Raw genomic sequence first — 22,969 nt, forward strand, 5'->3', positions numbered from 1 at the left:
CACCTTCGTGGCCAACATGCTGAAGGAGACTTCCCGATGAGCCTCGTCAACGGCCTGCCTGCGCACGTTCTGCTCGTGCATTTCGTCGTCGTGCTCGTTCCCCTGGCCGCCCTGGCACTCGTGGCCTGTGCGACCTGGCCGGGTGCGGCACAGCGCATGGGCCTCGTCCTGCCCCTTCTCGCGCTGGTGACACTGGCGAGCGTGCCGGTCACCACGGGGGCCGGGGAGTGGCTGGAGGAGCACGTCGCCGCCGATGCGCTGGTGCGTCGGCACGCCGAGCTCGGCGACGGTCTGCTCCCCTGGGCCGGAGGCCTGTTCCTGCTGGCGGTCGTGGTCTGGTGGACGGGCCGTCGCAACGCCACGGCCGGTGCTTCGCGTGGCGCGCGCTGGTCCGCCACGCCAGTGCGCATCGCGGTGGCGGTTCTGTCGCTCGCCGTGGCCACCGGAGCCGTTGTGGATGTCTACCGCATAGGCGACTCAGGGGCGAAGGCCGCGTGGCACGACGGCTACTCCAAGACGGCGATCGGCGGCCATGGGGACGACGACTGACCCGCCGCGGGCTCGCCCCGAACGTCGAAGGCGGGCGGATGGGTTCGCATGGCGCTCCTGTCCGCCCCGTCGCCCGGGAACCGCTCGATCGAGTTGACTCCGCCGGCGGTGTCGACCTGGACGCGGTTGCAGTCCGTCTCACACGGGTGGCAGCAGACTCGCTCACACGGGTGGCAGCAGACCCGCCGGCAGAGGCTGCACGTCCCCGATGCTCGGCGAGGGTCCTCGGTCTGACCGATGCGGACGGACCGGGAGCTAGGCGTCACTCGTGCGGGACCACCGCGACAGGACAGCGCACATGGTGCATCACGGCGTGCGTGACCGGCCCGGTGTGCGCGCCGAGCCCGGGCGGCCGGACTCTGCGGCCCACGACCAGAAGGCCGGCGCCCTGCGAGGCCTCCAGTAGCAGCTGCGACGGACGTGCATGCTCCACGCGTTCCTGAATCTGCACGCTCGGATACTTCTCCCGCCACGGCCGAAGCATCCCCTCCAGCGCCAGCTCCGCGGCCTGCCTCGCCACCGCGCTCATCCTGGCCACCGCCGCCCTCTGCGCGTAGGGCACGTGCCACGCGTGCACCACCCGCAGCGGCGCGGAGCGCAGCGCCGCGCTCTCCAGGGCGAACGCGAGCAGTTCATCGCACGGGTGCGCGGTGTCCACACCGACCACGACCTCTCGGTACGGGGTTCGCGTCGACGGCCGACCGTCCCCATCAGGCAGATGGTCGTCCTCAGCGGTCCTGTCGGCCCGTACGAGGATGACCGGCCGGGTCACGTGGGCTACGGTCGTGAGTGCCACGGAACCGGCCATGAACCCGCCGAGCCCGCTGAAGGCCCTGCTGCCCAGAACCAACAACTCGCCCTCGGCACCTGCCGCGACGAGGGCGTCGGCGGCGGGCCGCGCGATCTGCTCGGCGCCGAGACGGACCTGCGGGTGGCGTTCGTGGAGCCGGTCCATGGACCCGCGCAGAATCCGTCGCGCCCAGTGTCGCGGTGCCTCGAGTTCGGGCAGCGACGACGCGTCGGACGGCAGACCCTCCCACGCGTGCACCAGAAGCAGTGGCAGACCGCGCCGCAATGCCTCTCCGGCCGCCCAGTCGGCGGCGGCGAGGCTCTCGGGTGAACCGTCCGCACCAACGACAACGGGGCGAAGCACGGCCAACACCTCCCCGGATGGATGTCCGCACACCTTCCGGTGGACCTCTGCACCACCAGGGTCCGGCGAGGAAGCGAGCCAGGGCAGGGGCCGCACGGCCTCGGCAGCGGGTCGAACGGTCCATTGCGCCTGATCCGGCCATGTCCGGAGAAGGAGCCCACCAGAGCCCGGAAGGGGGCCACTCGGCCCATGCCGCGGCCCGGTCCCTGCCGGAGTCTGAAGGTGTCGCGGGTGAGCGTGCCGCGCGACGCGAACACTCTGGAGGATGCCATGCACGGCACTCCGCACATCGTGAGCGATGTGATGACCCGCACCGTCGTCGCCCTCGGCCGCCAAGCGACGTTCAAGGACATCGTCAAGACCATGCAGCGGTGGAACGTCAGCGCCATGCCCGTGCTGGAGGGCGACAGCCGGGTGATCGGGGTCGTCTCCGAGGCCGACCTGCTGCCCAAAGAGGAGTTCCGCGACGGCGACCCGGACCGGTACACCCAACTGCGGCGCCTGGCCGACCTGGTGAAAGCCGGCGCGGTGACCGCCGAGGAGCTGATGAGCGCCCCGGCACTGACCGTCCCCGCGGACGCGTCCCTGGGACAGGCCGCTCGGATCATGGCGCTCCACAAGGTGAAACGTCTGCCCGTGGTTGACGACGAGGGCGAGTTGCAGGGCATCGTCAGCCGGTCCGACCTGCTGACGGTCTTCCTGCGGGACGACGAGGACATCGCGGAGGGGGTCCGACGAGGGATCGTCGCCCCTCTTTTCCCCGCACCGCTGGATCCGATCCGGGTGGAGGTACACGAAGGGGTCGTGACGCTCACCGGAACGATCGCTGACACCAGCCTCGTGCCCGTCACCACACGCCTGGTGCGGACCGTCGCAGGTGTGGTGGACGTCGACTGCGCCCTCGTGAGCCCCCGCCGCCGCCCCGACCTCGACCCGGATCTGCCGGACGCGGGCACGCGTACGCAGCCATCGGGAGTCGGCGGCGAGTTATGAGGGGGAGGGCCCGAACAGCAGTCGGCGCAAGGACATCGGACGCCAAGGCCTTCCGGGTCCAGTAGTGCACCGGTCGGCCCACGCTCGCCCGGCCGCCGCGCGGGACGCTGGAAATGGCCAAGAAGAGGAGGCGGAAGAGATGGCTGGCATGATCGAGCGACTGCCGGGCTGGCCGACCCTGCCCGACCTGTTCAGCTGGGTCGAGACCGGCTTCCCCGGGGCGCACACTGTCCCTGGTCTGCACGGCATCCGCATCGAGGAGCACCTGGCGGAGGAGCAGTACGTGCTGCGGGCGGAACTCCCGGGCATCGACCCCGCCAAGGATGTCGAGATCACCGTTACGGAAGGCGTTCTGACCCTGCGGGCGGAGCGCAGCGAGGAGTCGACACAGAAGCACCGCACGGAGTTCCACTACGGCACCTTCGCCCGGTCCGTCCGGCTGCCGGCCGGCGCCAGGGGCGACGAGGCCACTGCTGATTACAAGGACGGCGTTCTGACCGTCACGATCCCGGTGCCCGAGACGAAGACGGGCACGAAGACCATACCGGTACGGCACGGCTGAGTGCGGGCAGGAGCTCAGCCGTACCCCGTGTGCGCGGCCGGTTCACCGGCCGCGCACACGCCGGTCCGGACCAGGAAGGTGCAGCGCTCCGGATTCGGGGCAGGGCCGGCCGGGCCCTCCCGAGGTCCTTCGGCCCAATGACCGGAACGCTCCGCTCCGCCGAGTCTGGAGACACCCGAAGTGGAGGGAGAGGAACGATGACTGTCTCCACCCGCATCGCGATCATCGGTGTCGGCGACCCGGGCCGCCATGACGAGGGCGTCGCCCGAGCGGTGCTCTCCCGGCTGAGGGAGCGGACCGACGAACGCCCCCTGCCCCCAGGCACACTGCTCGCCGAATGCGACCCCGATCCGGCCCGGCTGATCCGCCTGTGGGAGAACGCGGAGCTGGCCGTCGTGCTGGAGCCCGCCCACGCCCGTCCGCGCCATCCCGGCCGCATCTACCGCCTCGAACTGAACAGCGCGGCGCTGTGGCGGGCGGGCACGATGCGTCCACACGGCCTGGGTGCGGCCGTCAACCTGGCCCGGGCGCTCGGGCGGCTGCCGGGACACCTGGTGGCGTACGCCGTCGACGGCGCGGACATCTCGCTCGGTCACGGGCTGTCCGAGCCGGTCGCTGCGACGGTGGGCCAACTGGTCGAATACGTCGAGGCGGACATCGTCCGCCACCGCGGCGCCGCGGCCCGGGGCACGGCCGACGGGGTCCGGGCATGAGCGACGGGAAGGGCTCCACCCGCTTCTCGCGGCAAGGAGACCGTTCGTGAAGCGACAGCGCCCGGCGCAACCCAAGGCAGCGCACGTCAGGCCCGCACTGCTCAGCTTCCCGGGCGGAGTCGGCGCGGTCACCGGCAGCAAGTTCCTCGTCGAGAGCGGCCACGCCCGCGTCCTCGTCGACTGCGGGCTCTTCCAGGGCCTGGCCGATCTGCGCAGGCGGCGCCGTGACGGCCCTGCACCGTGGTCCTGCCGGCCCTGGCCCGTCCGGTCTGCGGCACGGAACCGCGCCGACTGGCGTTGACCGCGTCGTCCGGTTCCAGCTGTGCAACTCGCTGCGCGCCCGTGTGGACGACGTCCCCTGCTCGGCCGTCACCAACTCCGCAACCGCGAACTGCGGCTGTGCCTGGCAGGCGTCTTCACCCTACGGGCCGCCGCCGTACAACTACCCTGGGCCCGAACGGCCTTCGGCGCTGTGCCGCTGGCCGGCCGTGTTGTCGGATACCTCGCAACCGCGCTTCAGGGCCGGTTGCGCACGGCGGCTCGCGTGCAGCGGCCCGCCGAAGAGCGACGCGCCCTCAGGCCGTCACGGTTGTGCCGGGCCCGCCAGCTGGACGATGTCGTCGGAGGCGACGTCGTGGAGCCGGATGGCCAGGTCCTCCAGCGCGCGGCTGGCGGCGAGCTCGTCACCGATCTCCGGGATGGAGCGGTCGACGGGGTTGCGGCGGGCCACTCCCCGGCCGGTGACGGTCGACGTGTCTCCGGTCGTCAGGACAGCCCTGGCATGCGTGTCGTCGCCGTCCTCGGAGATGTAGATCTGCACGGACCACTGTTTGGCTTCCATCATGATCACTCCCGAGCGGAAAGTGCGGGCACGGGCTACCGGACGGATCGACTCTGTGCCCTCTTTCAGGGTGCGCGCATCTGGGGCGCCGGGCCAGTGCCGAAGGGCCCACCCGGGAGGCGGCATGGTCTTTGTCGGGCTCATTCGGGGATCGGCACGTCCTGCGCGACCCGTGTGGCCGTCCCCCGTGGACTGTTGTAGCCCCTCATTGCCGGGGTCGTTCGGACGCGGCACCGGCGCACGGACGGGTGGGGCTGGTCTCCGGCGTCCTCCCAGGTGAGGGTGACCCGGCTCCGCAGTGCCCCGTGCCGCTGTCGTTGTGTTCGACTCGCCAGCCGGTCGGGGTGCCCGCGGCGCGCAGCACCCCCTCCCGGTGGTGTGCCGCCCCCCAGCGGGTCAGACTGCGGCGCAGCTGGGGCGTGAGGTAATGGCGGCGCAGGGCGTCGACGAGCTGCCCACGGCCCCGGTGCCCGCACGCGTGGCCGTGCCGAGCGTGAGTGCGGCCGCGGCCGACGTGTCCGGCCGGGTAGGTGGCAACGTTGCGCCAGGCGTGACGTGCACCGTGGGCCGAAGGTGGGGCGGGAGGCCCAAGGGGCTTGTTCTGAGGGGATGTTCGACCCCGAAAGGGCGGTCCCCCGGTGGGTCGAGGGGAGACTCCGTCGAGGCCGGACGGTTGGGCCGTGATCATGCCCACCGGCGTGGCGGCGTGCTGTTCGTCTGCCGGGTGAGGTGCGCGGTGAGCCAGTCCCGGGACAGTTCGGCCACGGTGGCCAGGGCTCCGGGTTCCTCGAAGAGATGATCAGCGCCGGGGACCACGGCGATCCGGTGCTCGCAACGCAACTGGTCGGCGGCGAGTCGGTTGAGGCTGAGCACCCGGGTGTCGCGGCTGCCGACGATCAGCAGGGTAGGGGCCCGCACCCGCGCCAGTGCCGCCGGACTGGCCAGCCCCGGACGGCCGCCGCGGGAGACGATCGCGCGGATGTCGGCGCCGGGGAGGACCGCGGCCTCCAGGGCCGCGGCCGCACCGGTGCCGGCCCCGAAGAAGCCCACCGGCAGAGCGATCTCGCGGCGCAGCCACAAAGCGGCCGCGTGCAGACGCCTGGCCAGCAGCACGACGTCGAAGGCGTTGTGCCGGTCGCGTTCCTCGTCGTCGGAGAGCAGGTCGAGCAGGAGTGTGCCGAGTCCGGCGTGGCTGAGGGCGGCCGCGAGATACCGGTCGCGGGGACTGTGGCGGCTGCTGCCGCTGCCGTGCGCGAACGCCACTACCGCCGAGGCTGCGTCGGGAGCGGCGAACCGTGCGGCCAGTTCCAGCCTGCCGACCGGCACCTGCAGCTCCCGGTCGGCCGTTGGTCGGGTGACCGAGGACGCCGCTGCCGGACGGCCGGCCCGGGCGAGCAGGGCGGCCACCTCGGCGTCGGAGATCTGGGTGAAGTCGCGGTACCAGGTGCCGACCGAACCCAGGAACCGGAGTGTCTGCAGGCAGATCACCTGGTCGGCCGTCCCGCGCAGCCGCTCGACCGTCCCAGCCGGCCCCACGGGCACGGCGAGGACGACCCTGGCCGCGCCCCGGTCACGTACGATCCGGCAGGCGGCCTCGGCGGTGGCACCGGTGGCCAGGCCGTCGTCCACGACGACCACGGTGCGGCCGGCCAGGGGGACGGGCACGCGTCCGTTGCGATAGCGGCGGACTCGCCGCTCCACTTCGGCCCGTTCGGTTCGTTCCACGGCGTCCTGGGCGGCGGGACTCAATGCAGCCTCCTGGAGCACGTCCGGGTTGAGAACGCGGCCCCCGTTCTCGCCGACGGCGCCGAAGCCCCGCTCCGGCCGCCGGGGCACCCCCAGTTTGCGGACCACGAGCACATCCAGCGGCACGTCCAGTCCCCGGGCCACCTCGAAGGCCACGGGCACGCCGCCGCGCGGCAGCCCCAGCACCACCAGGTCCTGCCCGCGCAGGAAGTCCAAGCACCGGGCCAGCCGTAGTCCGGCTGCCCTGCGGTCGTCGTAACGCATACGCGGCACCCCCGACCGAGCGTCACGGCGCGGCGGACTCGGCCACCGCACCGGGGCAGGGAGTCCTCCCTGTTTCCTCCATTGCAGCGCGCTCCCGAGGTGCGCGGCAGAGGCGTTCGGCCCTGGCCAGGGACCCATGGGGCCCTGTCTACGGCCGAACACGCTCACGCCGACCTGCCGTTGATCTCGGGATCAATCGGCTTTGCGGCCACCCCACTGCGGGCCGACCAGTTCCCACTCCCCGTCCCACCGGGCGAAGCGCCGCTGCCTCGACCGGACCGGTCGGTTCGGTGATGAGGGTTCCGCGGTCGTCCTGCCCGACTGTGAGCGGGGCACCGGCCTGTACGGCAGGCCCGGGCGGTGCGCCCACGGCCCGCATCGCAAGGATGGTCCAGGCGTCGATGACCTCGTCGGGCCGTCGCAGCGGATTGCTCATCCACCGCCGCAATTGCTCCGCCCGTCGTCCTCGCCGCTCTCCGAAGGTGACTTGGGCCAGCGAAGCATGACGGGGGCCGATCGGGCGGGATCCGGGCGGGGCCACCCGACGGGTCGACGATCCGGTGCGGATGACACGGACCCGGGACGACCTGGAGGTGCACGACATACCAGCCGCATTGAATGCTCGAATCCTGCACGCCTGTGCTGGAGAGGGGTCGACCGGCGCGCCGGCGACGTCGGACGCCCATACGCCGATTGCGGCCCAGTCGCCGTAGTACCCGAAGCGGCCGCCGACGAGCCCGAACGCCATGCGCCCGGTGCACCTCAGTCGGTCCCTGGCAATGACGCTGGAGTACAGCCGGTGCTCGCGGAAGTGCAGACCGATGGGCAAGAGTCTCTCGGCACCTCTCGTGCCCGGCCGGCGGTCACGGGCCGCCCGGCCCCTCTCGCCGGCCGTGCGCACTGCCCACGAAGCCCGCGCCCCGAGGCGTGCGACCGCGTGGTCCCGGTGCGGCTGTGGGGAGCTTCTTCGAAGAGGTGCGCCTGGCGAGAATCCATCGGTGCCGGAAACTCGCTGTCGTTCCGTTCCAGCGTCCGAGCGGAAGAGCGGGCTCCCCAGGGGCTGAGCGGGCAGGCGACCGGGCCGAGTGGCCCTCGTCCCGTGAGACATGGTGCGGTATGGGCCGAACGGCCCTGTCCGGGGCCGAACCACCCCTGCCGTGTCCCCGCTGCGGGTGCCACGGTGAAAGTGGAGCTCTGGGCTGAATTCCCGTGCAGACCGACGAAAGGCGGTGGGGAAGATGGAGCTGCCCCTGGTTGTGGGCGTCGACGGATCGGACGGGAGCCTCACGGCGGTCGACTGGGCCGTCGACGAGGCGGCCAGGCACGGTCTGCCGTTGCGGCTGGTGTACGCCTCGAAGTGGGAACGCTACGAACGTACCGTTCCGTCCGACAGCCTCGGACGCCCCTCTGAGCGGGTGATGGCAGAGCACGTCGTCGCTTCCGCGGCGGAGCGCGCCCGTCGGCGGAATCCGGATACGAAGGTCAGCGCCGAGGTGGTCCCCGAGGAAGCGGCGGCCGCACTGCTCCGTGAAGGCCGCAATGCGTCCGTGCTGGTCACGGGCTCGCGCGGCCGTGGTGAGCTGGCGGGTCTGCTCCTCGGCTCCGTCGGACTGGCGGTGGCTGCCCGTGCCCACGGGCCTGTGATCGTCGTCCGTGGCGACAAGGCCGGGCTCGAGGCCACTCACGAACGGATCGTGCTCGGTGCGGGTGAGTCGGCGACCAGCGGTGAGGCGGTGCGGTTCGCCTTCCGTGAGGCCGAGGCGCGCGGGTGCACCCTGGACGTCGTCCGGGCCTGGCGCTGCCCCGCGCACGAAGGCGCCGACCACCCCCAGTTGGCGGAGGATCCAGCGCACCGCCACGAGGAGCGGGCCTCCGCACTGCTCGACTCCCTGCTGGAGGAGGCGGTCGCGGACCATCCGCGGGTGCGGGTGCGTCGTAGCACGGTCGAAGGACCGGCGCGCAAGGTGCTCCTGGCCCGGTCGGCCGCCGCGGACCTCCTGATCGTCGGAGCGCAACGCCGCACCGGGCACGTCGGCCTCCAACTCGGAAGGGTGGCACACACGTTGCTGCACCACTCCGACTGCCCGGTCGCGGTCGTGCCGCAGCAGGCGTGACCGTGCGGCACCCGTCAACCCCCGACACGTCCCGCAGCTCGTCCGCAACGGCGGTGCGGAACGTGCGAGCTGTCGCCCCCGACACCGCCGGCATCCTGGACCGGCCTCACCCCGAATACGGCCCGCCGCGGCGGATGCGCCCTGATGATCGGCGTGGACCGGCCGGTCGGCCCGGGCACGGGGGAGAGGCTGTGGTGGTACGAAGCCAAGATGGTCGTACCCGACCTGGGAGAACTGGTCGCACGAGGAGCGCCGAAGTGACCGACTGGACCTGGGAGTACGAGGGCTACGAGCCCGCCGACGAACGCATGAGGGAAGCTCTGTGCACGCTGGGCAACGGCTACTTCGCCACGCGGGGGGCCCTGCCCGAGTGCGCCGCCGACGAGGTGCACTACCCCGGCACCTATGTGGCCGGCTGCTACAACCGCCTCACCTCCGATGTGGCCGGTCATCAGGTCGAGAACGAGGACATGGTCAACGTACCGAACTGGCTGCCCCTGCGCTTCCGCCTGTCCGGGAGGCCCTGGATCACCCCTGACACCGCGACCGTGCTCGAGCACCGCATGACCCTGCGCCTGTCCACAGGGCTGCTGGAGCGGCGGACGCGGTACGGCCTCGGCGAGGGCCAGGTGCTGGCGGTGCGCCAGCAGCGGCTCGTGCACATGGCCGACTCCCATCTCGCCGCGCTGCGCACCGAGTTCACCGCCGAGGGTTTTTCCGCCAGGCTCGACGTCGAGGCGGCACTCGACGGCGGAGTCGCCAACTCCGGCGTGCCGCGCTACCGAGACCTCGCCGGCCACCACCTCACTCACACGCACACCGGTACGGCGGCCCCGGACACGGTGTGGCTGCGCTGCCGCACCCGTACCTCCGACATCCGTATCGGCATGGCGTCCCGCCTCCGTGCCGGTACGGCCGCCACGATCAGCCACGAAGTCCCGCGAGCCGTCCAGCGGTTGAACCTGGATCTCGCCGCCGGGCACACCGCCGTCGTCGACAAGACGGTCGCCCTGCACACCTCGCGCGACCCGGCGATCAGCGACCCGCTCTTCGCGGCCGTCGACCGGGTGCAGCGGGCGCCGGGCTTCGACGAGCTCCTGGAGCCGCATCTCACGGCCTGGGACCAGATCTGGCGCCGCGCGGAGCTCCAGGTCGAGGGCGAGGCGGGCCGTATCCTGCGGCTGCACCTCTTCCACGTCCTGCAGACGCTCTCCCCGCACACGGCCGACCTCGATGTCGGCGTACCCGCCCGCGGACTGCATGGCGAGGCCTACCGCGGACACGTCTTCTGGGACGAACTGTTCGTCCTGCCCTACCTCAACCTGCACTTCCCCGAGGTCTCCCGCGCCCTGCTCCGCTACCGGCACCGCCGGCTCGAACAGGCCTGCACCGCCGCTTCGGAGTTGGGTCGCCGGGGTGCGCTCTATCCCTGGCAGAGCGGCAGTGACGGGCGTGAGGAGACCCAGCAGCTGCACCTCAACCCGCGCTCGGGACGCTGGCTGCCCGACCACTCCCGACTCCAGCACCACGTCGGATCGGCCATCGCCTACAACGTGTGGCAGTACTGCGAGGCAAGCGGCGACGACGAGTTCCGGCACACCAAGGGCGCCGAGATGCTGCTGCAGATCGCCCGCTTCTGGGCGGACTCCGCCGTCTACGACGAGACGCTCGGCCGTCATCGCATCAAGGGTGTGGTCGGTCCCGACGAGTACCACGACGGGTATCCCGACGCGGCGGAACCCGGCCTGGACGACAACGCGTACACGAACGTCACCGCCGTCTGGGTGCTGGCCCGCACGCTGGAGCTGCTGGAGTCGCTCCCCGAGCCGCGCCGACGCGAACTCGTCGAGCGCGCAGGGCTGGACAGCGGCGAACTCGAACTGTGGCAGGACGTCTCGCGGACGCTCCACGTGCCCTTCCACGAGGGTGTCATCAGCCAGTTCGAGGGCTATGGCGACCTCGCCGAACTCGACTGGGACGGTTATCGCGAACGCTACGGCGACATCCGGCGCCTCGACCGGATCCTGGAGTCGGAGGGCGACACCGTCAACCGCTACCGGGCCTCCAAGCAGGCCGACGTCCTGATGCTCGGCTACCTCTTCGCCCCGGCCGAACTGGAGGGCCTGTTCCGCCGGTTGGGGCTGCGGCTCGACGAGGACATCTGGCGGCGCACGGTCGACCACTACCTGCGGCGCACCAGCCACGGTTCCACGCTCAGCGGGCTGGTGCACGGCTGGGTGCTGGCCCGGGACCGGCGCGCGGAGGCATGGAAGTTCTGTCTGGAGGCACTCCAGGGCGACATCGCCGACGTCCAGGGCGGCACCACGGGTGAGGGAGTCCATCTCGGCGCCATGGCCGGCACCCTCGACCTCGTCCAGCGCGGGCTGACCGGACTGGAGACACGCGGCAGGGCGCTGTGGCTCGATCCAGTGCCGTTGCCGGAGCTGTCCTCCTACGGCTTCGCACTGCGCTATCAGGGCCACTGGGGCGTACAACTCAGGCTGGAGCGCGGACTCCTGGAGATCGCGGTGCCGTCGTCCGACGGCTCACCGATCGACGTGCGGCTGCCGGACCGGACGGTCTGCCTGCAGCCGGGGGAGACCGGCCGGATGGTACTCGGAAGCTGACGGCTATCTCGCGTGCTGTCGCCGAGGTTCCCGGCACCGGGCCGGTCGGGGGGCCGTTCGGTGTGGCGATGGGACCCGTACGGCCCAGTGCCGGCAGGGCATCTGCGGACGCAGGCTGGGACGTCTGGAAGGGAGAGCTGCCATGAACGGTCCGGTTGTGGTGGGAGTGGACGGTTCGCCGTCCGGTCTGGCGGCTGCGGCGCGCGAGGCCGAACGGCGTGGAGTCGGACTGGAGTTGGCGCATGCCCTGGTGTGGTCTTGGGGACCGGTGCCAGCTGGTGTGGCGCCCTGGGATCCGGACGGCGTGCGGCAGCGGGACCGGGTGAATGAGGCATTGACCGACGCCGAGTGGCGGGCCCGCAAGGTGGCGCCCGAGCTTGTCATCACCCGTGAAGTCCTGGTGGGCGAAGCCGTGTCGGTGCTGGAGCGCGAGGCGCGTGCCGCGTCACTGGCCGTGGTGGGCACTCATCGGGTGCGCGGATTGCGCCGGTTGCTGCACGGCTCGACCGCCGGGCACCTCAGCGCTCACGGGTCCTGTCCGGTGCTGGTTGTGCGCGGCAGGCAGAACGGAACCGGCCCCGTCGTGCTGGTGGACATGGCGGCGGCTCGGGAGGCGACCGAGTTCGCCTTCGCCGAGGCCGCGGAGCGCGGCGTGGATCTGGTGGTCCTGCACCACCCAGCCCGGCGCTCGGGTACCGGCTCGCTGTCGGGGCTGCGTGAGAGGTACCCGGACGTCACCGTGCGCTTGCGGCCGGTCCGCCGCCGTCACCGTGCCCTCGCCGAAACCAGCGTGGGTGCACAGCTCGTCGTGGTGGGCGTGCGGCGTCGGAACGGCACGACGGGTGTGCTCTCGGTTCGGGAAGGCCGGGCGATCCTGCGGTACTCGCACTGCTCCGTCGCTCTGGTGCCCTCCGGGAAGGTATGAAGGCAGGCGGCCCAGATGGCGACAGACGACACGGGCCGTTCTCGACGGTCTTCTTGGACAGGTGGCGCCTCTTGCGGTTCACGCGGTCGGTGAGGCCGTCGCCGATCAGCCCGAGGATCTCCCGCTCGCGCGGCGACGGGCCCCTCTCGGCACGCAGGGACCGCATCAGCCGGGCCGTGGTCGCGGGACCCGCCGGGACCGCCAGCATCCGGCCGCGCGGCTCCCGGCAGACGGAGATGCCGTCCCCCGTGCGGCAGCCGTACGTCCAGGACGGCCGCCACGACCGGCCGCACCGCCGGTGCCCGCACGAGCTCGTGCCCCACGTTCCCGGCGTCACCGACGACTGGGAGTCCGGCTCGGTTGCCGGCAGGTCGGCGTTGCCCCGTCGGACGACCCCGTGGCCGTCGAGGAGGAGGACGCGGATCGGATCCGGTGCCGAGAGCATGCGTGCCTCAGTCAGGTCGACCCCTTGTTCCCGGGGGATGTGGCACACGGACGCGCGGGCGCGCGGCTACCCGTACCTGGGCCGTGGGCCTTGAAGGATCCGTGATGAGAGCGCGTCGCTTCAGACCGCGGTGCGGTCCGGGCCGTCCAGGGCGAACTGAACGTCCACCACTCCCTCGACCGCCCGCACCAGGCGCGCCGCCACGGGCACGAGCGAGGTGTCGTGGACCCGGCCGCCGAGCGTCACGACACCGTCCCGGACCTCGACCAGCACCGTCGAGGCGGGCGAAGGAAACAGATACGAGACGACCTCTCGCCTGACCTCTTCGGCGATGTCCTCGTCGTCCCGCAGGAACACCTTCAACAAGTCCGCCCGGCTGACGATGCCCTCCAGGTGCCCGGTCTCGTCGACGACCGGCAGCCGCTTGACCCGTGCCCGGGCCATCTCCCGCGCGGCCAGTGCGAGCGTGGCGTCCGCCCGGACGGTGAGGGCAGGTGAGGTCATCAGCTCGCCGGCGGTGACCGAGCCGGCCTTCGCCAGGTCGGACAACCGCCGCAGCTGCGTGTACCGGTCGGGGTCGCTGTCGCGGAACTCTTCCTTGGGCAGCAGGTCGGCCTCGGAGACGACCCCCACGACCTCGTTCCCGTCATCCACGACGGGCACCGCGCTGACCTTGCGGTCCTGCATGGTGCGCACGATGTCCTTGAAGACAGTCGTCCGGCCGACCACGGCGACCGACCGGGTCATCACGTCACTGACGATGTGCGGGGATGTGTGCACGGCGTCTCCTTGATCGCTTGGGCACTCTGGACGGCCAGGGGTGTTCACAGCCGGGGCCCGCTGCCGTGGGGGCCGTACAGGTCCAGCAGCCGGATGCGGGCCGCCTGCAGACGGTGGGCAACGACCTCGCCCACCCAACGGGCGATGGTCCGGCCGAACTCGGGGTCCTCCTGGCAGATCTCCCGTACGGCATTGGCGTCGAACTCGAACGCCCGTAGCGGCGAAGCCGTCTCGGCGCCCAGGTGCCAGGTGTACGGAGGGAACAGCCAGGACCAGCCGACCAGTTCGTTGTGCCCGAGGGAGTCGATGACGGCGGCCCGGCGACCGGGTACGCGCATGTCGAGATCGACCGTGCCGGTGCGGATGATCCAGAACCGGTCGGCGCGGCCGCCCTCCTCGAAGAGCCGGGTGCCCTCGGGGCAGGCCACCTCGCGGGCGATCCGCATCAGCCTCTGCCGGTGCTCGGCGGTCAGCGCCCGCGGCATGCTCGTGGTTGCTGAAGCGTTCATGGCGTACCTCCAGCAAGGCGTACGGAACTACCACCTTCAGTGTGTGCGTGCGGGGCTGTACGGACCATGGGCCACCCGGCCCCAGGAACAGGCCACCCGGCGATGTGTTTCACCCCGGTGACACCCTGTGCCACCCCATGGTCCGCGGTTCGATGGTGGTGACAGAGCCGATCGGCACAACGGAAGCCAGAGCGGAATGGGGTGGAACACCATGGGCACGAGCCTGACTCCGGAGTTCTGGCGGCTGTTCGCCGTCCTCCTTGTGACCGCCATGGCCGTCACCATCGTGCTCAGCGCGACGCTCGACGCGCTGTACCTGCGGCGCCAGCGGCGCCGCGCCGCGCGGCGGTCGACTGGCACCGGTACGCCCCGGGCGACGACCCTGCCGCAGCGGCCCGCGGTGCGCACCTCCGTACCGCGCTGACGAGGGCTTTCGCTGACCGGAACACAACCGGTACGCGACCACGGTCACGCTCCGGCAGGAACGCCGTGGGGCCGGTTGGCCCCGGTTGGGGACCTGCGGCCCCTGCAACCCTGGCCAGTCTGCCACCCACGCTGGACACACACCCGGACCAGGAGGCGGAACCATGATGCGCACCGTTGTCTCAGGGCTGGACGGCTCGTCCGAGAGCCGTGCTGCGGTGGAGTGGGCGGCCCGCGAAGCGACACTGCGTGGCCTGCCGTTGAAGGTCGTCCACGTGTGGGAGCCCGTACCCGAGCCCATGGCCCAGGCCCCGCTGCTCGGCGCCGAGACCCAGCAGCACTGGAGCGAGCGCATTCCCCGCGAGACCACCGAGGGTCTGCGCCTGCGTCATCCCGGCATCGAGATCACCATGGAGCAGTCGAGCGGCCGACCCGCCGAGACCCTGGTCAAGGCGGCACAGGACGCCGAACTGCTCGTCCTCGGCTCTCGCGGACTCAGCGGCATCGGCGGGTTCATGATGGGCTCCGTCGGCCTCGCCGTCATAGCGCATGCCGAACGTCCGGTGGTGCTGGTCCGGGCCGGCGAGCAGGCCGCGGACGAGCACCAGTCGGACCCCGTCGGCATCCCGTCGGCCGCCGCCCCCTACCGGCCCGTCGTGCTCGGTCTCGACCCCGACGGCCCGGACGACTCGGTGATCGAGTTCGCGTTCGACGCCGCTGCCCGGCGGTCCGCGCTCCTGCGGGTCGTACACGGCTGGAACCTGCCGCCCTACTACACCTACGGTCTGGCCGCCGACCCGGAGTACCACGACGAGATCGTGCGGCAGCAGTCCGCCGCTCTCTCCGCGGTCCTGCGCCCCTGGCGCCAGAAGCACCCGGACGTCGAGGTCGTCGAGTACTCCCGCCCCGGCAGCGGAGCCAACCACCTGGCCGACGCCTCGCGCGAGGCGTCCCTGGTCGTCGTCGGGCGTCGCGTCCGTCGGGGACCGGTCGGCTTCCACATCGGCCCGGTCACCCACGCCGTCCTGCACCACGCCACCGCACCCGTCGCGGTCGTCGCCCACAACTGACGTTCAAACCAACGGAGTTGACTTCATGAAGGCAGCAGTCGTACGAGCTTTCGGCGAGCCCCTCGTCATCGAGGAGCGCCCCGATCCCGAGCCCGGCCCCGGTCAGGTCCGCATCCGCGTCGAGGCCTCCGGTCTGTGCCACACCGACATCCACGCCGCCCACGGGGACTGGCCCGTCAAGCCGAACCCGCCGTTCGTGCCCGGCCACGAGGGCGTCGGCCTGGTCGAGAAGCTCGGTGACGGCGTCACCCACCTGAGCGTCGGACAGCGCGTCGCCGTGCCGTGGCTGGGCAAGGCCTGCGGGCGCTGCGAGCACTGCCTGTCCGGCTGGGAGACGCTGTGCGAGCGGCAGGTCAACACGGGGTACGGCTGTGACGGCGGGTACGCCGAGAAGATGCTGGCCTGGGCCGACTTCGCCCAGCCCGTACCCGAGGGCGTCAGTGCTGTCGAGGCCGCCCCGCTCACTTGCGCCGGCGTCACCACCTACAAGGCGCTCAAGGTCGCCGGCGTACGGCCCACCCAGCTCGTCGCGATCTCCGGGATCGGCGGGCTCGGTCACCTGGCCGTGCAGTACGCGAAGATCGCCGGAGCCACCGTCGCGGCGATCGACGTCACCGACGAGAAGCTCGAACTCGCCGCGTCACTCGGCGCGGACCTGGTCATCGACGCCCGCAAGGACGACGTCGGCAAGGTGCTCAAGGAGCACGGCGGCGCGCACGCGGCGATCGCCCTGGCGGTGGACGAGGAAGCGTTCGCCGCCGTCAACTCCGGGCTGCGGCGCGGCGGAAAGCTCGTCATGGTCGCCCTGCCGGCCCGGGGCACGATCCAGGTCCCGATCTTCGACACCGTCCTGAACGGGACGAGCGTGATCGGCTCGATCGTCGGCACCCGGCAGGACCTCGCCGAGGTCTTCCGGCTGCACGCGACGGGCCGCACGAAGGTCATCTACGACACCCGTCCGCTCACCGCGGTGAACGAGGCCATCGCCGAGGTGCTGCGCGGCGAGGTCAAGGCCCGCATCGTGTTCGACTTCGCACGGGAAGGGTGAGGACAGTGGAGACGAATGGACTGCCCCTGGTCGTGGGCACGGACGGCTCCGAGCCGAGCCTGAGGGCCGTCGACTGGGCCGCCGACGAGGCCTCGTCGCGAGGCGTGCCGCTCAGGGTGGTGTTCGCCTCGTTGTGGGAGCACTACGAGGGCACTGCCCTCGCCTCCGACCTCCGCAAGCCGTCGGAGGAGGTGCTGGCCGACGACATCGTCGACAGCGCGGCCCGGAGGGCGCGCCGCCACCATCCGGACCTGAAGGTCGTCACCGAAGTGCTGCCGGAGGAACCCGAGTACGCGCTGGTGCGGGAGAGCCGTGACGCTGCCGCGCTGGTGGTGGGCTCGCGTGGCCGCAGCGGCCTTGCCGAACTGCTGCTGGGTTCTGTCAGCCTGTCCGTGGCCGCCCACGCCGAGTGCCCGGTGATCGTGCTGCGCGGCAGCCACGACAACCGGGCGACGCCGGGGACCCGCGGCCGGGTCGTCGTGGGCGTCGGCGAGGACGGGAAGGAGTCCCCGGCCGTGCGGTTCGCGGTCGAGGAGGCGCGGCGCCGCGGGGTGCCGCTCGAGGCCGTACGGGCCTGGAGATGCCCCGCGCACGAGACCACCGACCACCCGCTGATGGCCGGTGAACCCGCCCGGCTGCACCAGGAGCGTGCCGTGGAGGCGCTGGAGAGCGCACTGCAGGACGTCCCGGCCGATGTCGAGGTGCGGCGCCGGACCGTGGAGGGCCACGCCCGCCGTGTGCTGGTGGACGCCTCGTACCAGGCCGACCTGCTGGTCGTCGGGGCCACGCGTCGCGCGGGCCACTTCGGGCTCCAGCTCGGCCGCGTCGCCCACGCGGTGCTGCACCATTCCGGCTGCCCCGTCGCCGTCGTACCGCACCGGGTGCCGTCTCCCTGACCCTGCTGACAGGCTCACCGCGTGATCCAGGACGCAGGTCCGCCGATCGCGCTGCGGGCGCTGGAAGCCCTGCCCGACGACCCACATCGCTGACTTCCGGAGTCACTCATGCCCAAGGCCGAACACCTGGACGCCGCCGTACTGTCCGACGAGGAGCTGCGCACCCTGGACGCCCACTGGCGTGCCGCCAACTACCTGGCCGTCGGACAGATCTATCTGATGTCCAACCCGCTGCTGCGCGAGCCCCTCAAGCCGGAGCACATCAAGCCCCGTCTGCTCGGTCACTGGGGCACCTCGCCCGGCCTGAACCTCGTGTACACACACCTCAACCGCGTCATCAAGGCCCGTGGCCTGGACGCGCTGTGCATCTGGGGGCCGGGACACGGCGGCCCGTCCGTACTGGCCAACTCCTGGCTGGAGGGCACCTACAGCGAGACGTACCCGGATGTGAGCCGGGACGGGGCCGGCATGGAACGGCTGTTCCACCAGTTCTCCTTCCCGGGCGGGGTGCCGAGCCATGTGGCGCCGGAGACCCCCGGCTCCATCCATGAGGGCGGCGAACTGGGCTACTCGCTCTCGCACGCCTACGGAGCAGCGCTCGACAACCCGGACCTGCTGGTCGCCTGCGTGATCGGCGACGGAGAGGCGGAGACCGGCCCGCTGGCCGCGTCCTGGCACTCCAACAAGTTCCTCGACCCCGTCCACGACGGCGCGGTCCTGCCGATCCTCCACCTCAACGGCTACAAGATCGCCAATCCGACGGTGCTGTCCCGGCTGCCCGAGCCGGAACTCGACGAGCTGCTGCGCGGTTACGGCCACTCGCCCATCCACGTCAGCGGCGACGACCCGGCGACCGTGCACCGTGCGATGGCGCTAGCCATGGACGACGCCCTGGAACGCATCACCGCGCTCCAGCAGTCCGCCCGTGAGGACGGCGTGGCCGAGCGCGCGCACTGGCCCGTCATCGTCCTGCGAACGCCCAAGGGCTGGACCGGTCCCGCCGAGGTCGACGGGGTCCCGGTCGAAGGGACGTGGCGTGCGCATCAGGTCCCGCTGGCGGCCGTACGCGAAAACCCCGCACACCTGCGGCAGTTGGAGGCATGGCTGCGTTCGTACCGTCCCGACGAGCTGTTCGACGCCGACGGCCGCCCCGTCGACGACGTGCTCGCCTGCGTCCCCGAGGGCACCGCGCGGCTGGGGGCCACCCCGCACGCCAACGGCGGCCTGATCCTGCGTGACCTGCCGATCCCGCCCCTCGACCGGTTTGCCGTGCCCGTCGACAAGCCCGGCACGACCCTCCATGAGCCCACGCGGGTCCTCGGGGACCTCCTGGAGAAGGTCATGGAGGACACCTCGGCCCGCCGCGACTTCCGGGTCGTCGGCCCCGACGAGACCGCCTCCAACCGGCTGCAGGCCGTCTTCGACGCCAGCGGCAAGGTCTGGCAGGCCCAGCACCTCCCGGTCGACGAACACCTCGACCGGCACGGCCGGGTGATGGAGATCCTCTCCGAACACACCTGCCAGGGCTGGCTGGAGGGGTATCTGCTGACCGGCAGGCACGGGCTGTTCTCCTGCTACGAGGCCTTCGTGCACATCGTCGACTCGATGGTCAACCAGCACATCAAGTGGCTGAAGACGTCCAGGCGGTTGTCGTGGCGCGCGCCGATCGCCTCGCTCAACTACCTGCTCACCTCGCACGTGTGGCGCCAGGACCACAACGGGTTCTCGCACCAGGATCCCGGCTTCGTCGACCACGTCCTCAACAAGAGTCCCGAGGTCGTACGGGTGTACCTGCCACCGGACACCAACACGCTGCTGTCGGTGGCCGATCATGCGCTGAGCAGCCGTGACTACGTGAACGTGATCGTGGCCGGCAAGCAGCCCTGCTTCGACTGGCTGTCCATGGACGAGGCCCGGGTGCACTGCGCGCGGGGTGCCGGTGTCTGGGAGTGGGCGGGTACCGAGAACGGCGACGAACCGGACGTCGTGCTGGCCTGCGCCGGTGACGTGCCCACCCAGGAGGTCCTGGCCGCCGCTCAGCTGCTGCGCCGGCACCTGCCCGGCCTGGCGGTCCGCGTGGTCAACGTCGTCGACATGGCCCGGTTGATGCCGCGCGAGGAGCATCCGCACGGCATGAGCGACTTCAAGTACGACGGTCTGTTCACCAAGGACAAGCCGGTGATCTTCGCGTACCACGGCTACCCGTGGCTGATCCACCGGCTCGCCTATCGGCGCACCGGTCACAAGAACCTGCACGTGCGCGGCTACAAGGAGTCCGGCACCACGACCACGCCCTTCGACATGGTCGTCCGCAACGACCTGGACCGCTTCCGCCTGGTCATGGACGTCATCGACCGTGTCCCCGGTCTGGCGGTACGCGCCGCCGCCGTACGCCAGCAGATGGCCGACGCACGCCAGCGCCACCAGGTCTGGATCCGCGCCCATGGCACCGACCTGCCCGAGGTCGCGGACTGGACCTGGAACGCGTGAACCCCGCCGGGCGGATCGCGGCATCTGCGAGGGCCGATCGGCCCACCCGCGGCGCCCGGACAGCCCCTGTGGCCGCCGTCCGTTCCGGTGGACGCTCGAAGTGTCAGGTGACCCGGAGGAGAGAGTTGCGATGACGCACGAGACACTCAGCCGTCCCACGGTTCACGCCCTGCTGGCGGACGGCACCACGGTGCGTATCCGTCCCGTGCGGCCGGGCGACCATGACCAGCTGCACGGGCTGTACGAGGAGATGTCCCCGGAGAACCTGCGACTGCGGTTCTTCGCGGCCAGCCGCCGCTCCGCCGAAATGGCGGCCGACCGGGCCTGCGGTACGCCCCGCCCCGGATACCGCGCCCTGCTGGCGGAGACGAAGGGCCAGGTGATCGGGCTCGCCGAGTACGACACCGGCGGCACCGGGACCACGGCCGAGATCTCCATCGCGGTCGCCGACGGGCTGCACCACCGCGGCGTCGGCACGCTCCTCGTCGAGCACCTCGTCTCCGCCGCCCGTGCCGAGGGCGTCACCGCCTTCACGGCCGATGCCCTCAGTGAGAACCGCGAGGTGCTGCGGCTCTTCGCGGACCTGGGCCTGCGCACCGCACGGCGGTTCGAGGGCCCGGAGGTGCGCTGCACCATCGAGCTCGACGAGAGCGACGCCTACCTGTCGGCGGTCGAGGAACGGGGCCGGTCCGCAGACGTGGCCAGCCTCGAACCGCTGCTGCGGCCGAAGGCGGTCGCCGTGATCGGGGCCGGCCGCAGGCCGGGTTCGGTGGGCCGGGCGATCCTGCACCACCTGCACTCGGGCCGGTTCGGCGGGCGTCTGTTCGCGGTGAACCCCGGCGCGTCCGCGATCCTGGGTGTGCCTTCCCACCCGTCCGTGGCCGCCCTGCCCGTGACACCCGACCTCGGGGTCCTGGCGGTCCCCGCCGCCGCGATTCCGGACACCGCCGAGGAGTGCGGCAAGGCCGGCGTACGCGCCCTCCTCGTGGTGACCGCGGGGCTCGACGCCGACCAGGCCCGGAGGCTGACGGCGACCTGCCGCACGTACGGCATGCGGCTCGTCGGCCCCAACTGCCTCGGGATCTGCCACACCGACCCGAACCTGTCCCTGGACGCCACCTTCGCCGCCGGCCGTCCGCTCCCCGGCACCGCGGGCGTCGCTGTTCAGTCCGGGGGAGTGGGCATCGCCCTGCTCGACGGGTTGTCCCGGCTCGGCATCGGTGTCTCCAGCTTCGTCTCCCTCGGCGACAAGTACGACGTCAGCGGCAACGACATGCTCCAGTGGTGGGAGAGCGACGGTCGCACCGATCTCGCCCTGCTGCACCTGGAGTCCTTCGGCAACCCGCGCGCCTTCTCCCGTACCGCCCGCCGCGTGACCCGCCGCATACCGCTGCTGACGGTCGACGCGGGCCGCACCGACGCGGGACGGCGCGCCGCGGCCTCGCACACCGCGGCCGCGGCCACCCGCACCATGACCCGGGGTGCGCTGTTCAGCCAGGCGGGCATCACCGCGACTCGCTCGGTCGGCGAACTCCTGGAAGCCGCCGCCCTGTTGCACTCCCAGCCTTTGCCCGACGGTTCCCGCGTCGCGATCGTCACCAACGCGGGCGGAGCGGGCGTGCTCGCGGCGGACGCCTGCGCCGAGGCCGGGCTGACTCTGCCGCCGCCGACCCCGCGGCTGGTCGACGACCTGCTCGCCGTCCTGCCCGAGGGTGCCGCCGTGGGCAACCCCGTCGACGCGACGGCCGCCGTGACGGAGGAGGAACTCGCCAACTGCGTGGACCGGATCATGCGGCACAGCGGTGTGGACGCGGTGCTGGTGGCCCTCGTCCCCACCGCGGTCGCAGTGGCGACCGGCGACGACCTCGGCCGGGCCCTCACCCGGGGCCCGGCCCGGCGGGCCAAGCCCGCCGCCGTGATACGGCTCGAACAAGCCCTGCCCGTCGAACTGCTGCCGGCCGACGGCGGCACCGTGCCGTCGTACGCCGAACCGCAGGCGGCGGCACGAGCCCTCGCCCACGCCGGGCGGCGCGCAGCGTGGCTGGCCCGGCCCGCCGGCACCCTCCCCACCCTCGACGGAGTCGACACGACGCGCGCCCACGCCGTTGTCGAGACCTACCTGGAGGCGCACCCGGACGGTGGCTGGCTCGACCCGCGGACCTGCGCCGCACTCCTGGACTGCTACGGCATCCCGCAGTCGCCGTGGGCCTGGGCGGAGACCGAGGACGACGCCGTCCTCGCCGCCGACCGGCTGCGCGGCGCCGACGGCCGGGTGGTCATGAAGGGCCACTGGCCGGGCCTGCTGCACAAGAGCGCCGAGCGCGCCGTCCACCTCGACCTGCGCGGCGACTCCCAGATCCGGGCGGCCTTCCGCGATCTGGAGACCCGGTTCGCCGGCCTGCTGACGGGCGTCCTGCTGCAGCCGCTCGCCGACCGCGGCACCGAGCTGTTCGCGGGTGTCGTCCAGGACGAGGTCTTCGGACCGCTGGTCCTGTTCGGCCTGGGCGGCACGGCCACCGAGGTCCTCGCCGACCACGCCGCCCGGCTCGCCCCGCTCACCGACCACGACGTGCACGACCTGATCACGGCCCCGCGCTGCGCCCCGCTCCTGTTCGGGGCGAACGGCGCGCGGCCCGTCGACCTCGAACGCCTGGAACAGCTGCTGCTGCGGCTGTCCCGTATGGCGAGCGACCTGCCGCAGCTCGCCGAGGCCGACTTCAACCCCGTACTCGCCACACCGGGCGGAGCAACCGTGCTGGACGCACGGGTGCGCCTGGTGCCGCGCAGGCCCCAGGACCCGTATCTGCGGCGACTTCGCTGA

At 71.8% G+C, this 22,969-nt stretch carries 19 protein-coding genes and 1 pseudogene; 14 read left to right on the plus strand and 6 right to left on the minus strand.

Annotation, left to right across the window (positions count from 1 at the left end):
- Nucleotides 1-36: 36 nt before the first annotated feature.
- The gene (locus tag AC2XR2_RS43315; protein WP_491518219.1) at nt 37-549 is read left to right on the plus strand and encodes a DUF2231 domain-containing protein; all 513 of its coding nucleotides are present in this window, start codon (nt 37-39) and stop codon (nt 547-549) included.
- 262 nt (nt 550-811) lie between these two features.
- Here AC2XR2_RS43315 and AC2XR2_RS43320 read toward each other — a convergent pair whose 3' ends face one another.
- Nucleotides 812-1,702, minus strand: a complete 891-nt coding sequence (locus AC2XR2_RS43320; RefSeq protein ID WP_491518220.1) for a universal stress protein — start codon at nt 1,700-1,702, stop codon at nt 812-814.
- Between the two features lie 270 nt (nt 1,703-1,972).
- On the opposite strand from AC2XR2_RS43320, the gene AC2XR2_RS43325 reads away from it, so the two are divergent.
- From AC2XR2_RS43325 to AC2XR2_RS43340, 4 genes are all read left to right on the plus strand, one after another.
- Nucleotides 1,973-2,695 carry a CBS domain-containing protein gene (locus tag AC2XR2_RS43325; RefSeq protein ID WP_491518606.1) on the plus strand — a complete coding sequence of 241 codons (723 nt, stop codon included), beginning with the start codon at nt 1,973-1,975 and terminating at the stop codon, nt 2,693-2,695.
- A 139-nt stretch (nt 2,696-2,834) separates the two neighbouring features.
- A complete protein-coding gene (locus AC2XR2_RS43330; protein ID WP_381297800.1) occupies nt 2,835-3,257 on the plus strand; it encodes an Hsp20/alpha crystallin family protein in 423 nt (140 codons plus the stop codon).
- 197 nt (nt 3,258-3,454) lie between these two features.
- Nucleotides 3,455-3,970: a hydrogenase maturation protease gene (locus AC2XR2_RS43335; protein ID WP_491518221.1), complete on the plus strand. Its 516-nt coding sequence runs from the start codon at nt 3,455-3,457 to the stop codon at nt 3,968-3,970.
- Nucleotides 3,971-4,016: 46 nt separating this feature from the next.
- Nucleotides 4,017-4,271, plus strand: a complete 255-nt coding sequence (locus AC2XR2_RS43340; RefSeq protein WP_491518222.1) for a hypothetical protein — start codon at nt 4,017-4,019, stop codon at nt 4,269-4,271.
- Between the two features lie 282 nt (nt 4,272-4,553).
- On the opposite strand, the gene AC2XR2_RS43345 is transcribed toward AC2XR2_RS43340, so the two are convergent.
- Both AC2XR2_RS43345 and AC2XR2_RS43350 read right to left on the minus strand, forming a co-directional pair.
- Nucleotides 4,554-4,814 carry a DUF1876 domain-containing protein gene (locus AC2XR2_RS43345; protein ID WP_391192005.1) on the minus strand — a complete coding sequence of 87 codons (261 nt, stop codon included), beginning with the start codon at nt 4,812-4,814 and terminating at the stop codon, nt 4,554-4,556.
- Between the two features lie 681 nt (nt 4,815-5,495).
- Nucleotides 5,496-6,821, minus strand: a complete 1,326-nt coding sequence (locus AC2XR2_RS43350; protein ID WP_491518223.1) for a phosphoribosyltransferase family protein — start codon at nt 6,819-6,821, stop codon at nt 5,496-5,498.
- A gap of 1,238 nt (nt 6,822-8,059) precedes the next feature.
- On the opposite strand from AC2XR2_RS43350, the gene AC2XR2_RS43355 reads away from it, so the two are divergent.
- The 3 genes from AC2XR2_RS43355 (at nt 8,060) to AC2XR2_RS43365 (ending at nt 12,487) form a co-directional block, all read left to right on the plus strand.
- Entirely contained in the window at nt 8,060-8,935 is an 876-nt protein-coding gene (locus tag AC2XR2_RS43355; protein ID WP_381301628.1) for a universal stress protein, read from the plus strand.
- 257 nt (nt 8,936-9,192) lie between these two features.
- Nucleotides 9,193-11,562 carry a glycoside hydrolase family 65 protein gene (locus AC2XR2_RS43360; RefSeq protein WP_491518224.1) on the plus strand — a complete coding sequence of 790 codons (2,370 nt, stop codon included), beginning with the start codon at nt 9,193-9,195 and terminating at the stop codon, nt 11,560-11,562.
- Between the two features lie 142 nt (nt 11,563-11,704).
- The gene (locus tag AC2XR2_RS43365) at nt 11,705-12,487 is read left to right on the plus strand and encodes a universal stress protein (RefSeq protein ID WP_491518225.1); all 783 of its coding nucleotides are present in this window, start codon (nt 11,705-11,707) and stop codon (nt 12,485-12,487) included.
- Between the two features lie 22 nt (nt 12,488-12,509).
- On the opposite strand, the pseudogene AC2XR2_RS43370 reads toward AC2XR2_RS43365, so the two are convergent.
- From AC2XR2_RS43370 to AC2XR2_RS43380, 3 genes and pseudogenes are all read right to left on the minus strand, one after another.
- Nucleotides 12,510-12,947, minus strand: a pseudogene (locus AC2XR2_RS43370) (response regulator transcription factor); the annotation flags it as partial.
- 105 nt (nt 12,948-13,052) lie between these two features.
- A complete protein-coding gene (locus AC2XR2_RS43375) occupies nt 13,053-13,712 on the minus strand; it encodes a CBS domain-containing protein (RefSeq protein WP_491518226.1) in 660 nt (219 codons plus the stop codon).
- Nucleotides 13,713-13,756: 44 nt separating this feature from the next.
- On the minus strand, nt 13,757-14,221 hold the full coding sequence (locus tag AC2XR2_RS43380; protein ID WP_491518227.1) for a cyclic nucleotide-binding domain-containing protein: 465 nt from the start codon (nt 14,219-14,221) through the stop codon (nt 13,757-13,759).
- A gap of 211 nt (nt 14,222-14,432) precedes the next feature.
- On the opposite strand from AC2XR2_RS43380, the gene AC2XR2_RS43385 reads away from it, so the two are divergent.
- The 6 genes from AC2XR2_RS43385 (at nt 14,433) to AC2XR2_RS43410 (ending at nt 22,969) form a co-directional block, all read left to right on the plus strand.
- Nucleotides 14,433-14,645, plus strand: a complete 213-nt coding sequence (locus tag AC2XR2_RS43385; RefSeq protein WP_491518228.1) for a hypothetical protein — start codon at nt 14,433-14,435, stop codon at nt 14,643-14,645.
- Nucleotides 14,646-14,808: 163 nt separating this feature from the next.
- Nucleotides 14,809-15,714 (plus strand): universal stress protein, encoded by a 906-nt coding sequence (locus tag AC2XR2_RS43390; protein ID WP_491518229.1) that lies wholly within the window; start codon nt 14,809-14,811, stop codon nt 15,712-15,714.
- A gap of 25 nt (nt 15,715-15,739) precedes the next feature.
- The gene (locus AC2XR2_RS43395; RefSeq protein WP_491518230.1) at nt 15,740-16,762 is read left to right on the plus strand and encodes a zinc-dependent alcohol dehydrogenase; all 1,023 of its coding nucleotides are present in this window, start codon (nt 15,740-15,742) and stop codon (nt 16,760-16,762) included.
- A gap of 5 nt (nt 16,763-16,767) precedes the next feature.
- Nucleotides 16,768-17,658 (plus strand): universal stress protein, encoded by an 891-nt coding sequence (locus AC2XR2_RS43400; protein WP_491518231.1) that lies wholly within the window; start codon nt 16,768-16,770, stop codon nt 17,656-17,658.
- 108 nt (nt 17,659-17,766) lie between these two features.
- Entirely contained in the window at nt 17,767-20,148 is a 2,382-nt protein-coding gene (locus AC2XR2_RS43405) for a phosphoketolase family protein (RefSeq protein WP_491518232.1), read from the plus strand.
- A gap of 130 nt (nt 20,149-20,278) precedes the next feature.
- Nucleotides 20,279-22,969: a bifunctional acetate--CoA ligase family protein/GNAT family N-acetyltransferase gene (locus AC2XR2_RS43410; protein WP_491518233.1), complete on the plus strand. Its 2,691-nt coding sequence runs from the start codon at nt 20,279-20,281 to the stop codon at nt 22,967-22,969.

The sequence above is a fragment of the Streptomyces sp. LS-MS-L19 genome, assembly GCF_058382285.1.